Origin of the sequence: Ruegeria profundi (genome assembly GCF_020171505.1) — a bacterium.
Lineage (GTDB): Bacteria > Pseudomonadota > Alphaproteobacteria > Rhodobacterales > Rhodobacteraceae > Ruegeria > Ruegeria profundi.
In genome coordinates this window covers 115,810-128,119 of the sequence record NZ_JAIUZS010000004.1, presented here as the reverse complement: position 1 = coordinate 128,119, position 12,310 = coordinate 115,810, and the positions used below count along the sequence as shown (strand labels likewise).

Here is a 12,310-nt window from a genome sequence, read left to right as displayed (position 1 = left end):
GGTCCGAGCCGTATCGGAGAAAGGGCATGCAAAAAGTCAATGGCATCGGAGGAGTTTTCTTCCGTGCGCGCGACCCTCAAGCGTTGAGCGCCTGGTATGAGAAGCATCTGGGCGTCAATCACTATGATCCAGTGCCGTGGAAGCAGCGGGAAGGGTACACGGTTTTTGCACCCTTCGCTCAGGACACCAAGTATTTCGGGCGGGACGAGCAACAATGGATGATCAATTTCCGCGTTGATGACTTGGACGCCCTGACCAAACAGCTGCAGGCAGCGGGAATAGAGGTTGAGGCCAACCCGGACTGGAACAGCGAGGTTGGAAAATTCGCACGGATACACGACCCCGAGGGCAATCCGATCGAGCTGTGGCAGCCAAATCAATGAGATAGCGGGAATGTATACTGTTGTATCCGTGTAAGTGACTGAAAAAAAACGGAATTGATGTATTCTGGGTGTGTCGTATAGTGCCACGGACGAAACGGAGCCCCGCATGACGCCCATGGACGACCACCCGCTGCGCTATACCTTGGCCAATGAACTGCACGCCCGCCCTTTTCCGGTGGCCGAAACGCCGTGTACCGTGGTTTTTCTGGCGATCAAAAAGCCGGTGGCCGCAGTGGCCCGTGATCGCAGTGAGGACTTGACGCATCTGATCGACCTTTTGGACCGGCACGGTGCGCAGCATCCGCAGCCGAACGCCACTCATTTCGCGGGGCAGATCGGTCGCCACTGGCTCAAGTGGGAACAGCATACCGAATTCGTCACCTACACTGCGATTACGCAGAACGTCAGTGACCGCCCGTTCGACCCAGTGGATTTCGAGGTTTTTCCGAAAGACTGGCTATCGACCTGCCCGGGTCAGCGGGTCACTTCGGTGATGCTGCGTGTAGTTGATCGCGAAGAGGATGACGCGGTCAAGACCGCCTTGGCCGATTGGTTCGAACCGGAAAGCCTGGCAGTGGCGCGGGTTTTGGACGACTCGGCCATATGTGCCAGCGATTTTCGGATAGATGCCACAGGGCATATGCGGTTTGCCCTTTTCGTTACTGAAGGTACGGGGCGACGCAGGACGGGGCGGATCATCCAGCGCCTGTGCGAAATCGAGACATACAAGGCCATGTCGATGCTGGGCTTTGCCCGCGTCAAACAGTTGTCGCCCCGCATCGGGGCTTTGGATGGCAAACTGACCGACCTGATGGGCCAGATGACCAACAACTCGGCCCATCCTGACGAGTTGCTTCCCGATTTGCTGGCAACGTCGATCGAGTTGGAGACCCTCTCAGCCCAATGCTCTTTCCGGTTTGGGGCTACGGGCGCCTATGAGGCGATTGTCAACCAACGGATCGAGGCGCTTAGGGAAGAGCGGTTTCACGGTGGTCAGAGTTTCGCTGATTTCATGATGCGCCGCTACGATCCTGCTATGCGAACGGTGAAATCGACCGAACGCCGATTGCAGGCTTTGTCCGATCGGGCGATCCGCGCGGGCGAATTGCTGCGGACGCGCGTGGATGTGGAACGCAGCGCACAGAACCAGGCCTTGCTGGAGAGCATGGACCGCCGTGCCGACCTGGCCTTGCGGTTGCAACACACGGTTGAGGGATTGTCGGTTGTGGCTGTCAGCTACTATGCCGTCTCGCTGGTCAGCTATCTTTTGTATCCCCTGACAAGCTCCGAGGTCAGCAAGGGAACGCTGACGGCAGCAGTTACAATCCCCGTGGTGTTGATCGTTTGGTTTGCGGTCCGGAAGATCCGTGGAAAGCTCAGGTAATCCGCGATTGCCAAAGTATCCTAAGCCTGTAAAACAGGACCGTTTGACGCGATCTGCAAAGGGTAATCGGTGATTGGAATCGCAGCTGCTTGGCGGGCCGTTGCCGCCATGTTCATCCTGAACGGTGCGCTGTTTGGCATTTGGGCATCCCGCATTCCTGCAGTGCGGGATCATCTGGGCCTGACGCATGAGGCGTTGGGCTATGGATTGTTGTTCATGGCGGCCGGTGCGGTGTGTTCGTTTCCGGTGACGGGTCGCCTTACCGATCGGTTTGGGGCTGTATCCATCACGCGGGTCATCGCGGTGCTTTATACCCTGTCCCTGATCCTGCTGGCGATGGCTGGCAGCTTTTGGGCGTTGGCAGGTTTTCTGTTCGTGTTTGGGGCCTTTCATGGCTCGATGGACGTCGCCATGAATGCTTGGGCGGCCGAGGTTGAACACGCCTATGACAAACCTGTCATGTCCTCGTTTCACGCGATGTGGAGCTTGGGTGCTGGCCTTGGTGCCCTCAGCGGGTATGGCGCGGTGCAGATGGGGCTGACGGTAATGCAGCACTTTCTGCTGATGGGTGGGATTGTTGTTGCTTTGACGTTGGCACTGTCCAGGGTTCGGTGGACTTCACGCAAGGCCTCATCTTCGGGGGCTGCGGTGTTCGCGCTGCCGTCCGGCGCGTTGATCCTTGTGGGGTTCACCGCTCTGTGCGGCGCACTTGGAGAAGGGGCCGTCGCCGATTGGAGCGCGATATTCCTGCGCGACGTGACAGGCGCGGAAGAAAGCATTGCGGCATTGGGGTATGCGGTGTTCTCGGTGACCATGGTGGCCTTCCGACTGGCGGGCGGGTTCGTAATCTCTCGGTTTGGTCCGGTCGCGACTGCGCGGTTTGGCGGAGTATGCGCGGCGATGGGTGTTTTCACAGTTGTTTCAACTGCCGAGCCGGCGTTGGCGCTGATCGGGTTTGCCCTGATGGGGATCGGCTACGCAGTTATCATGCCGCTTGCGTTCAGCAGGGCCGCCAGCGATCTGAACGTGCCACCGGGGCAGGCCATCGCCAGCGTGGCCACTCTGGCATATGGGGGTTTGCTAATCGGTCCACCGCTTATTGGGTTTCTTGCCGAAATGCTTACATTACGCTTGGCGTTCGCGGCCTTGTTGCCCTTGGCCGTTTTGATTGTCTTGCTGTCGGGCGCGCTTCGGCCAGCCCGCTTGGACTAAGGACATAAAGGCGCAATCGGGGTTACACTCCGACAAAAAAAGATGGGAGAGAACTGTGCCAATCAAAAACCGTTTTGCCGAATTGCAGGGTCAGATCACTGAATGGCGGCGCGACATTCATGAGAACCCTGAAATTCTGTTCGAAACGCACCGCACCAGCGCCTTGGTTGCCGACAAGCTCAAGGAGTTTGGCTGCGATGAGGTTGTGACCGGCATTGGCCGCACCGGGGTTGTTGGTGTGATCAAGGGCAAAACCGACACAGGCGGCAAGGTGATCGGGTTGCGGGCCGATATGGACGCCTTACCCATCCACGAGGAAACGGGGCTGGACTATGCGTCAAAAACCGATGGGGCCATGCATGCGTGCGGCCATGACGGTCATACAGCCATGTTACTGGGGGCTGCGAAATACCTGTCGGAAACCCGGAACTTTGACGGCACGGTCGTTGTGATTTTTCAGCCCGCAGAAGAGGGCGGCGGCGGCGGTCGTGAGATGTGCGAAGATGGCATGATGGACCGCTGGGGCATTCAAGAGGTTTACGGCATGCACAACTGGCCCGGTCGTCCCGTCGGCAGTTTCGCCATTCGTCCGGGTGCTTTCTTTGCGGCGACCGATCAGTTCGACATCACGTTCGAGGGCAAAGGCGGACACGCAGCCAAACCGCATGAGACGATAGACACCACAGTCATGGCTGCGCAGGCGGTTCTTGCGTTACAGACGATTGCGGCGCGCAATGCTGATCCCGTGGATCAGGTTGTGGTATCGGTCACGTCGTTTGAAACCTCGTCCAAAGCGTTCAACGTGATCCCGCAGAAAGTCCACCTTAAGGGCACGGTCCGCACGATGAGCAAAGAGATGCGGGATCTGGCGGAAAAACGCATCGGCGAAATATGCCAGGGCGTTGCTGCGACCTTCGGCGGAGCTACTGAGGTGACATATTACCGGGGGTATCCGGTGATGGTGAACAGCGACGAGCAAACCGATTTTGCAGCAGAAGTCGCGCGGTCAGTGTCCGGAAACTGTGATGAGGCGCCGTTGATCATGGGCGGCGAGGACTTTGCCTTTATGCTCGAAGAGCGACCAGGCGCCTATATTCTCGTTGGCAATGGCGACACGGCGGCGGTGCATCATCCCGAGTACAACTTCAACGATGAGGCTATTCCGGCCGGGTGTAGCTGGTGGGCTGAAATTGTCGAGCAACGGATGCCCGCGGCGTGAAGGTTAACGGCAAGGACACGCCCTGACAGCGACTTGCCGTCAGCCCGACGCAGTTGAATTCGGGCTTGAGAGGCTAAGTTGGGTGCAGAGTGTTTCGACAACTGCATCCAGCGCCGTTTTTTGGGTGTTCACGCAAGTTTTTGCCGCGGCGCGTGCCTTATCCAGCGCGGTTTGGTTAGTAAGCCATGTTGCTACAGCCTCGGCCAGTTCGGCCGAGGTTTGGACTTGCAGCGCGCCGCCCGATGCGATCAAAGGGGCGAACGTCTCAGCAAAGTTGTAATAGCCGGGCCCGGTGATCACCGCAGCACCGGCTTGCGCGGGTTCGAACGGGTTGTGGCCGCCAATCTCTTTTAGAGATCCCCCCAGAAACACTATGGGGCAGAGCGCGTACCACGTACCAGTTTCGCCAAGCGTGTCCGCCACGTACACCTGAGTTTCCTCTGAGATCGTGTCGCCCGCCGAGCGGATCGCAGATCTCTGTCCGGCTTGGTCCAGCAGCGCGGTAACTTCTGACCGGCGTTCAGGGTGGCGCGGGATCAGCAAAAGCAACAGATCTGGCCACCGTCTCAGCAGTTCGGAATGGGCGGCCAGAACCGTTTCTTCCTCGCCCGCATGGGTTGAACTTGCGATCCAGACCGGGCGGTTCCCGATCTGCGCGCGGATATCAGACAGCGTGGCCTGATCTACGGGCAGGGGGTCGGACATCGCCTTAAGATTCGTGCCCGGTTGAACGCGCTCAGGACGTGCGCCCATGTCAATCAGGTTTCGGGCCGTTTTGTCATTTTGGGTTAGGAACAGAAGGAAATGATCCAAGACGAACCGAGCCGTCTCGGGGTGTTTTTTCCAGTTTTCGACGGATTTGTCCGAAAGGCGCGCGTTCAGAAGCGCCAACGGAATGCCCCGCCGGGCACCTTCCACAACTAGACGCGGCCAGATTTCGCTTTCGACAAAAATACCTGCATCCGGGCGCCAATGATCTAAAAAACGCCGTACGGGACCCGCGGTGTCCAGCGGCGGGAATTGGTGGCGCGTGCGGGGTGGCATGCGTTTTTCGATCAGCGCGGCAGATGTAGGCGTGCCAGAGGTGATCAGGAACTCGGCCCCGGGCAAGCGCTCACCCAGCCGTTTGATCAAGCTAATGACGGACAGGGTCTCACCAACGCTGGCTGCATGAAACCAGAGCAATACTCCGTCCGGGCGGGGAAGGCTGGCATGCCCCAAGCGTTCCTGTTGTCGGGTTTTGGGAACGTCCGCGGCTTGCAGCTTGTTGCGCACAGTGCGCCAGACAAGCGGGGCCGCAACGGAAGTCAGGCCACAATACAGATGATAAAGCAGCGTAGGGCGGCCAGGAATGCCCGGCATATCAGCCGCCTGTGTGGCTCATGTGGCGGCTCATCTTGCCGTCGACCGTTTGGCGGGAGTAGTCGAAAGCGTGGCCCTTGGGTTTCAGGTTGATCGCCGCGCGGATCGCCTCTTCCAATGGCTGTTCAGTGTCGGGGTGATCGCGCAGGGGTGCGCGCAGGTCGGCCATGTCTTCCTGCCCGAGACACATATACAGCTCGCCCGTGCAGGTCAGCCGCACGCGGTTGCAGCTTTCACAGAAATTGTGGGACAGCGGTGTGATGAAACCGATCTTTTGGCCAGTTTCTTCAAGCCGTACATAGCGCGCCGGCCCGCCGGACCGCTCGGCCAGATCACTGACGGTGTAATGGTTCTCGTATTCCTGGCGCACATCTTTGAGAGACCAATACTGGTCCAGGCGATCTTCGTTGCCGATATCGCCCATTGGCATGACCTCGATCCAGGTCAGATCCATATCCCGTTGGGCGCACCATTTCGTGATCAAGGGCAGTTCTTCTTCGTTGAACCCCTTGAGGGCCACGGCGTTGATCTTTATCCGCAGCCCGGCCTTCTGCGCTGCGTCGATCCCGTTCAGCACCTGTTTCAGGCGACCCCAGCGGGTCACCTTGGCAAACTTGTCTTCGTCCAGCGTGTCCAGCGATACGTTCACACGGCGCACACCCGCCGCATACAGATCGTCGGCAAAACGATGCAGCTGTGAACCGTTGGTGGTCAGCGTCAGCTCTTTCAACGCGCCACTATCAAGATGTCGGGTCATGCTATTGAAAAACGACATGATATTGCGGCGCACAAGCGGTTCGCCACCGGTGATGCGCAGCTTTTCAACCCCCATCTTCACAAAGGTCGAACACATGCGGTCCAACTCTTCCAGCGTAAGCAGGTCCTTTTTCGGCAAAAACTTCATGTCCTCGGACATGCAGTAAACACAGCGGAAATCGCATCGGTCCGTGACAGAGACGCGAAGATAAGTGATCGCACGTGCGAACGGGTCAATAAGCGGAGCAGTCATGCGATATAGGTAAAGGCGAGGGTCGCCAACGACAAGAGCGAAGTTTCCTTTGCGCTGGCACCGATGCGCGTGGAGAGATAAGCTGACTGCATGAAGTATGTACTAATCACTCTATGTGTTCTCGTGTGCGGGTGCGACACCGTTCGCTCAACGACAGACCGCGTCTTTGGTGGGGACCAAACCCCGCCCGAGGCGGATGACGTCGCGGTTGAAGAGGCCGTGGTGGAAGAACCCGTTGCGCCCGAGCCCGTTGCGGCCACAGCCGTTGGCTGGGTCGGGGCAAAGACGACCATCGCCGGGTTGGGTGATCCGACCACGCCGGGCCGGTGGCTAGAGACTCCTTTGGTTGATACCGAATTCACCGGGCGGGTCGTGGTCCCAAGAACCGGATCGCAGGCCTACATCACGCTGGTCCCTGCCAGAGGGCCAGAAAGCGGTGGCAGTCGGCTGTCCCTTGACGCGATGCGTGCCCTTTTGTTGCCCTTCGACGAATTGGTTGAACTTGAGGTCTATTCCAACTGATCTTTCAGGTATTTCCCGGCCTCGCGACGGGCAAAAGGTTTCATCGCGCTTCCGTGTTCGGCCAGAAAAGCAACCACTCTTGGTGCGTCGTGTTTTGACAACTCGCGCAGCCACCACGCGATGGCCTTTTGAATGAACCAATCGCGGTCGGGTACGTAACCTGCAGCCCACCCAAGGATGCGGTCGCGCCGAGCCAAGTCGTCGGGTTTGGGGTGGTTCTGCTTGGTCCAAGGCAGCGTGGCCACCAGCGCCGCGCGTCGGGTCCACATATGGTCCGAGGTCGTCCAGAGTTCGACCTGATCCAACCGGACCGGGTCGGCTGACAGACGTTTCTGCATAGCCATGCACGCGTGATCCGCCACGGCCCAGGCATCGAAATCGGATAGCCAGCTTTGCAACAGCGCCCAGACTGCCTCATCCGGGCGAATGCGCGCTTGTGTCAGCAGTTTCGCAGCGGCCAGCCTGCCCTCATGAATGTTGGTTTGCCAAAGGGCGTCTGCCAATTCCACGCGCGCGGGCACGTCCAGCTCCTTACGCCAGGCTTTTGTCAGGTCGTTCAGAACGGGATTTGCAACACCAAGGTAAGGGCGGTCGACCTTGTGGTAGGCCGCCATTTGCACAGCGCGCTTTGGATCAGCGTGTACCTTGATCTGGTCGAGATAGGTTTTCAGCATCCGTTCGTCATTTGGCCAAGCGCGTAGGCTTGCCATCAATGGTTTGTTGGTTCTTTTCCACCCAATAGGCACGGATATCGTCATCGGACTTTGAATCAACCCATTTCTGCATTGTGTCACGATCAGATTGGTATTCCATGAACGGCACCGCGTAGCCACAGGAGGTTTGGACCAGATCAATCTCCAAGTCGTATATCTGCCGCGCGCTGCGATGACTGGGAAACAGATCAGCCATTTCATCCCAGCCCACGTCTCCGACATGCAGCGTACGAGCTGTGCCGTAGGCCCGCAGGATCATGGGCCGCGTGGTGAAGGAGCACCACATCAGGGTCATGCGGTTGGTCTCTAGCAGGTGCCCGGCTGTTTCATTGCCACTGCCGGTCAGGTTCATCCAAACGATACGACTGGGTCCCAGAACGCGCAGGGATTCCATCCCCTTAGGCGAGATATTTACTCGCCCATCCGGAGCGGCAGTGCCAACGAAGAACATGTGCTGCTCTTCGATGAACTTGCTGTGGGCGTCTTGCAGTTCCGGGAATTGCTTGGCCATGGTTCACTCCACCGTAACTGATTTCGCCAGATTTCGGGGCTGGTCCACATCAGTGCCCTTGGCGATTGCCGTGTGATAGGCCAGCAGCTGCGCTGGAATCGAATAGAGGATCGGAGCCAGGCTTGGATGGATATGAGGCATTCGAATTGTGCTCCAGGTGCCATCCCCGGCTTCGGCAATGCCGTCATCGTCTGAAACCAGAATGACTTTGCCCTTGCGCGCCATGACCTCTTGCATGTTTGAAACGGACTTGTCGAACACCGCATCGCGCGGTGCCATCACAACCACCGGCATGTGCTTGTCGATCAGGGCGATGGGGCCGTGCTTAAGTTCGCCCGAAGCATAACCTTCGGCGTGGATATAGCTGATTTCCTTGAGTTTCAGCGCACCCTCCATCGCTAGCGGATACATCAGGCCGCGACCCAGGAACAGCACGTCGCGCGCTTCGGACAAGCGCTGGGCGGATTTCTTGATGGCGGGGTCCTGATCCAGCGCCGTGTTCAGCGCCGTTGGCAAGCCACGCAGCGCGGCGGCATGGTCGGCCAAATCCTCATCGCTCAACGTGCCCCGGTCAGCGGCTGCTTTCAAAGCCAACATCAGCAACACGCTGAGTTGGCAGGTGAAGGCCTTGGTTGACGCAACACCAATCTCGACCCCCGCATGGATTGGCAGGGCGATGTCGCTTTCCCGAGCGATTGAGCTTTCGGGGACGTTGATCACCGACACGATCTTGTCAGCCTTACCTTCGCAATAGCGCAGCGCGGCCAGAGTATCGGCGGTTTCACCCGACTGGCTCACAAAAAGAGCCGCCGTTCGGTCGGGAATCGGAGGTTCGCGGTACCGGAATTCACTGGCGATATCGACCTCAACGGGCATTTTGGCCAGACGTTCGAACCAGTACTTCGCCGTCAGGCAGGCATAGAACGCTGTACCGCAGGCGACCATTGTAAGGCGGTCCAGCTTGGAGAAATCAAGATTGCCCGGAAGAACAACCTCGTCCCCGCCCGTGGGCAGGTAAGATCGGATAGCCTCGGCCACTACCACAGGTTGCTCAGCGATTTCCTTGGCCATGAAGTGTTTATGGCCCGCTTTGTCCGCGCGTGTCTGATCCAGCTTGATCTGGCGGGTTTTGCGGTTCGCCAGTTCACCGGCCTCGTTTCGGATTTCAAGCGAGGTGCGCGTTACCACCGCGCGGTCGCCTTCCTCAAGGTAAGTGATGCGGTCGGTTAACGGGGCCAGCGCAATGGCGTCCGATCCTACGAACATCTCACCCACCCCATGCCCGATTGCGAGGGGAGAGCCCTTGCGCGCCGCCACGATCAGGTCATCTTCACCGTTGAACAGAAAGGCCAAAGCAAACGCCCCTTTCAGTCGGTTGATGGTCTTGAACGCGGCATCAACCGGGGAAAGGCCAGCGTCGAGGTAGTGCGCGGCCATCAGGGCGACTGTTTCGGTGTCCGTCTCGGTAACGAAATTCACGCCGTTCTCGGCCAGTTCGGCGCGAAGCTCGCGGTAGTTCTCGACAATTCCGTTGTGCACAACGGCCACTGGTCCGGCCTGATGCGGATGTGCGTTGGTCACGGAGGGTGCGCCGTGAGTGGCCCAGCGCGTATGACCGATGCCGGATTTTCCGGGCAGGGGATCATGCACCAACAAATCGCTGAGGTTGACCAGCTTGCCCACCGCACGGCGGCGCCCAAGAACGCCATCATTGACCGTTGCTATACCCGCACTGTCATAGCCACGATATTCAAGCCGTTTCAAAGCCTCGACCAGAATGGGGGCGGCCTCGTGATCGCCCAATACACCTACGATTCCACACATGGATCAGGCTCCTTTGTCGCGGCGAGCCTTCTTCGCCTTTAGCATGTCAAACAATTTGCGCGCATAGCCGGGCTTGTTGTCCTGCTTGGCGCGGGCCACGGCCAGTGCATCGGGCTCAACATCGCGTGTAACGACTGTGCCGGTTGCCGTCATTGCGCCATCGCCCACGGTTACGGGGGCCACCAACATGGTGTTCGAGCCGACAAATACATTCTGACCAATCGTGGTGCGGTGCTTCATGACGCCATCATAGTTACAGGTGATCGTGCCCGCGCCGATATTTGTGGCAGCGCCCACCGATGCATCACCGATGTAGCTGAGGTGATTGACCTTGGCGCCTTCGGCAATCTCAGCGTTTTTGATTTCCACGAAGTTGCCGATGCGGGTGTTTTCGGCCAGTTCAGTGCCGGGGCGCAGGCGTGCGTATGGGCCTACAATCGCGCCGCGGCTGACGTGGCAGCCCTCCAGGTGCGAAAACGCCCGGATGGTCGCGCCACTTTCGACTGTGACGCCGGGGCCGAAGACCACGTTTGGTTCGATCACTGTGTCGCGGCCGATGACGGTATCTGCCGCCAAGTAGACGGTATCAGGGGCCATCAGGGTAACACCTACATCCAACAGGTCAGCACGCGCCCGGGCCTGGAATTCAGCATCCGCAGCAGCAAGGTCCGCGCGAGAGTCCACGCCCAGAGTTTCGGATTCAGCACACTTGATCGCGGTGGCGCTCAGACCGCGTGCATTGGCGAGGGAGACGATCTCAGTCAGGTAGTACTCACCCGAGGCATTTTCGTTGCTGACCTGGTCGATCAGGTCGAACAAAAGCGCGGCGTTGCAGGCCAGCAGTCCACTGTTGGTGAACCGAATAGCGCGCTGTTCCTCGGTGGCGTCTTTGTATTCGACGATCTTTTCTAGCCGATCGCCATCCATGATCAAGCGACCGTACCGGGGTTGAACCTCGGCAATGTCAAAACCCAGCATCACCAAGTCATGCGAGGCCCGCGCGTCGATCATTCGGCGCAAGGTGTCTGGTTCGATAAAAGGCGTATCGCCGTACAAGACGATCACGTCACCATCAAATCCTGCAAGAGCCTCGCGCGCCTGCGCGACTGCATGAGCGGTGCCAAGCTGTTCCGTCTGACGCACAACGATTGCGCTTTCATCTTCTGCCTTCGCGGTTTTTTCAACGGCTTCGGCCCCGTGGCCGGCCACGATAACGGTACGCGCCGGAGAAAGACTGGCCCCCGCGCGCATGGCGTGAACCAGCATCGGCGTTTGGGCTATGGAATGCAGAACCTTTGGAAGATCCGACTTCATCCTGGTGCCTTTTCCTGCGGCAAGGATGACAAGGGCAGTGCTCATGAAAACGATTTCTCTTTGTGTTTTGTTGGCGTCCGTTTTATCCGCTGAGGGTAAAGGCGCAAGCGGTTCAGCCATCAAACAAGATTACCGTTTGCAACACGATACGGCAAAAATCCACCGAGGCAGGAGGTATCATGCGAACGGTTATCTTTGATTTGGACGGAACCTTGGCTGATACATCGGGCGATTTGCTGGCCGCCGCGAACCACTGTTTTCGTCAGATGGGGTATGGGGATGTTCTGAGCCGTGAGCAGGATGCGGCAGTCGCATTGCGGGGCGGGCGGATGATGCTGACCTATGGGCTGAAACGGGTCGGCGCCTACGATGAGGGCACTGTTAATACATATTATCCAACGTTACTGCAGGCTTATTCGCAGGCCATCGACACCCATACACATTTCTATCCCGGTGCGCTGGAAGCGGTCGAGATGCTGAAATCTGCCGGTTATGGCGTGGGTATCTGCACCAATAAGCCAGAGGCACTTGCAGAACAGTTACTGACCCAGATGGGGGTGCGTGATCAGTTCGCCTCGCTTGTGGGGGCCGACACGCTGCCAGTGCGCAAACCCGATCCGGAACCGCTGCGCGAGGCTGCGCGTCGGGCGGGCGGACATCCGGATTGGTGTGTGCTGATCGGCGACTCGGACACTGACAGGAACACGGCGCGGGCGGCGGGTGTGCCCTCGGTCCTGGTGACGTTTGGCCCATCCGGCGACGATATGGCCGCACTGGAGCCCGAAGCCCTGTTGCATCATTTCGACGATCTGCCTGACCTCGTCACCGGTCTGATCGGTGCGGCGGCTTGATCCCTT

The 12,310-nt window shown here is 58.6% G+C and carries 12 protein-coding genes; 6 read left to right on the top strand and 6 right to left on the bottom strand.

Annotation, left to right across the window (positions count from 1 at the left end):
• Window positions 1-26: 26 nt before the first annotated feature.
• The 4 genes from LCM21_RS10955 (at window position 27) to LCM21_RS10940 (ending at window position 4,198) form a co-directional block, all read left to right on the top strand.
• A complete protein-coding gene (locus LCM21_RS10955) occupies window positions 27-383 on the top strand; it encodes a VOC family protein (protein WP_224890647.1) in 357 nt (118 codons plus the stop codon).
• A gap of 106 nt (window positions 384-489) precedes the next feature.
• Window positions 490-1,767, top strand: coding sequence for a DUF3422 family protein (locus LCM21_RS10950; protein ID WP_224890646.1), 1,278 nt, complete (start codon window positions 490-492; stop codon window positions 1,765-1,767).
• A 69-nt stretch (window positions 1,768-1,836) separates the two neighbouring features.
• Window positions 1,837-2,979 (top strand): MFS transporter, encoded by a 1,143-nt coding sequence (locus tag LCM21_RS10945; RefSeq protein ID WP_224890645.1) that lies wholly within the window; start codon window positions 1,837-1,839, stop codon window positions 2,977-2,979.
• Between the two features lie 55 nt (window positions 2,980-3,034).
• Complete coding sequence (locus tag LCM21_RS10940) at window positions 3,035-4,198, top strand: M20 aminoacylase family protein (RefSeq protein ID WP_224890644.1); 1,164 nt, start codon at window positions 3,035-3,037, stop codon at window positions 4,196-4,198.
• Between the two features lie 39 nt (window positions 4,199-4,237).
• Here the strand turns inward: LCM21_RS10940 and LCM21_RS10935 are convergent, their stop codons facing one another.
• Both LCM21_RS10935 and moaA read right to left on the bottom strand, forming a co-directional pair.
• Window positions 4,238-5,560 (bottom strand): 3-deoxy-D-manno-octulosonic acid transferase, encoded by a 1,323-nt coding sequence (locus LCM21_RS10935; RefSeq protein ID WP_224890643.1) that lies wholly within the window; start codon window positions 5,558-5,560, stop codon window positions 4,238-4,240.
• 1 nt (window position 5,561) lies between these two features.
• A complete protein-coding gene (moaA, locus tag LCM21_RS10930; protein WP_224890642.1) occupies window positions 5,562-6,569 on the bottom strand; it encodes a GTP 3',8-cyclase MoaA in 1,008 nt (335 codons plus the stop codon).
• A gap of 90 nt (window positions 6,570-6,659) precedes the next feature.
• Between moaA and LCM21_RS10925 the strand changes: the two genes are divergently transcribed.
• A complete protein-coding gene (locus tag LCM21_RS10925) occupies window positions 6,660-7,091 on the top strand; it encodes a hypothetical protein (RefSeq protein ID WP_224890641.1) in 432 nt (143 codons plus the stop codon).
• On the opposite strand, the gene LCM21_RS10920 is transcribed toward LCM21_RS10925, so the two are convergent.
• From LCM21_RS10920 to glmU, 4 genes are read right to left on the bottom strand one after another with little or no spacing between them, the layout of a single operon-like run.
• Window positions 7,079-7,765: a DNA alkylation repair protein gene (locus LCM21_RS10920; protein ID WP_224890640.1), complete on the bottom strand. Its 687-nt coding sequence runs from the start codon at window positions 7,763-7,765 to the stop codon at window positions 7,079-7,081. The genes LCM21_RS10925 and LCM21_RS10920 overlap by 13 nt on opposite strands.
• 7 nt (window positions 7,766-7,772) lie before the next feature.
• On the bottom strand, window positions 7,773-8,315 hold the full coding sequence (locus LCM21_RS10915) for a pyridoxamine 5'-phosphate oxidase family protein (protein WP_224890639.1): 543 nt from the start codon (window positions 8,313-8,315) through the stop codon (window positions 7,773-7,775).
• Window positions 8,316-8,318: 3 nt separating this feature from the next.
• Window positions 8,319-10,139, bottom strand: a complete 1,821-nt coding sequence (gene glmS / locus LCM21_RS10910; protein WP_224890638.1) for a glutamine--fructose-6-phosphate transaminase (isomerizing) — start codon at window positions 10,137-10,139, stop codon at window positions 8,319-8,321.
• Between the two features lie 3 nt (window positions 10,140-10,142).
• Window positions 10,143-11,498 (bottom strand): bifunctional UDP-N-acetylglucosamine diphosphorylase/glucosamine-1-phosphate N-acetyltransferase GlmU, encoded by a 1,356-nt coding sequence (glmU, locus tag LCM21_RS10905; RefSeq protein WP_224890637.1) that lies wholly within the window; start codon window positions 11,496-11,498, stop codon window positions 10,143-10,145.
• A 134-nt stretch (window positions 11,499-11,632) separates the two neighbouring features.
• Between glmU and LCM21_RS10900 the strand changes: the two genes are divergently transcribed.
• Window positions 11,633-12,304: an HAD-IA family hydrolase gene (locus tag LCM21_RS10900; RefSeq protein ID WP_224890636.1), complete on the top strand. Its 672-nt coding sequence runs from the start codon at window positions 11,633-11,635 to the stop codon at window positions 12,302-12,304.
• Window positions 12,305-12,310: the final 6 nt, after the last annotated feature.

Bases quoted from the DNA above. Each gene is read 5' to 3' on its own strand.
- glmS (WP_224890638.1), bottom strand. From the start codon at position 10,139: ATGTGTGGAATCGTAGGTGTATTGGGCGATCACGAGGCCGCCCCCATT.
- LCM21_RS10925 (WP_224890641.1), top strand. From the start codon at position 6,660: ATGAAGTATGTACTAATCACTCTATGTGTTCTCGTGTGCGGGTGCGAC.
- glmU (WP_224890637.1), bottom strand. From the start codon at position 11,498: ATGAGCACTGCCCTTGTCATCCTTGCCGCAGGAAAAGGCACCAGGATG.
- LCM21_RS10920 (WP_224890640.1), bottom strand. From the start codon at position 7,765: ATGCTGAAAACCTATCTCGACCAGATCAAGGTACACGCTGATCCAAAG.
- LCM21_RS10900 (WP_224890636.1), top strand. From the start codon at position 11,633: ATGCGAACGGTTATCTTTGATTTGGACGGAACCTTGGCTGATACATCG.
- LCM21_RS10915 (WP_224890639.1), bottom strand. From the start codon at position 8,315: ATGGCCAAGCAATTCCCGGAACTGCAAGACGCCCACAGCAAGTTCATC.
- LCM21_RS10935 (WP_224890643.1), bottom strand. From the start codon at position 5,560: ATGCCGGGCATTCCTGGCCGCCCTACGCTGCTTTATCATCTGTATTGT.
- LCM21_RS10950 (WP_224890646.1), top strand. From the start codon at position 490: ATGACGCCCATGGACGACCACCCGCTGCGCTATACCTTGGCCAATGAA.
- moaA (WP_224890642.1), bottom strand. From the start codon at position 6,569: ATGACTGCTCCGCTTATTGACCCGTTCGCACGTGCGATCACTTATCTT.
- LCM21_RS10955 (WP_224890647.1), top strand. From the start codon at position 27: ATGCAAAAAGTCAATGGCATCGGAGGAGTTTTCTTCCGTGCGCGCGAC.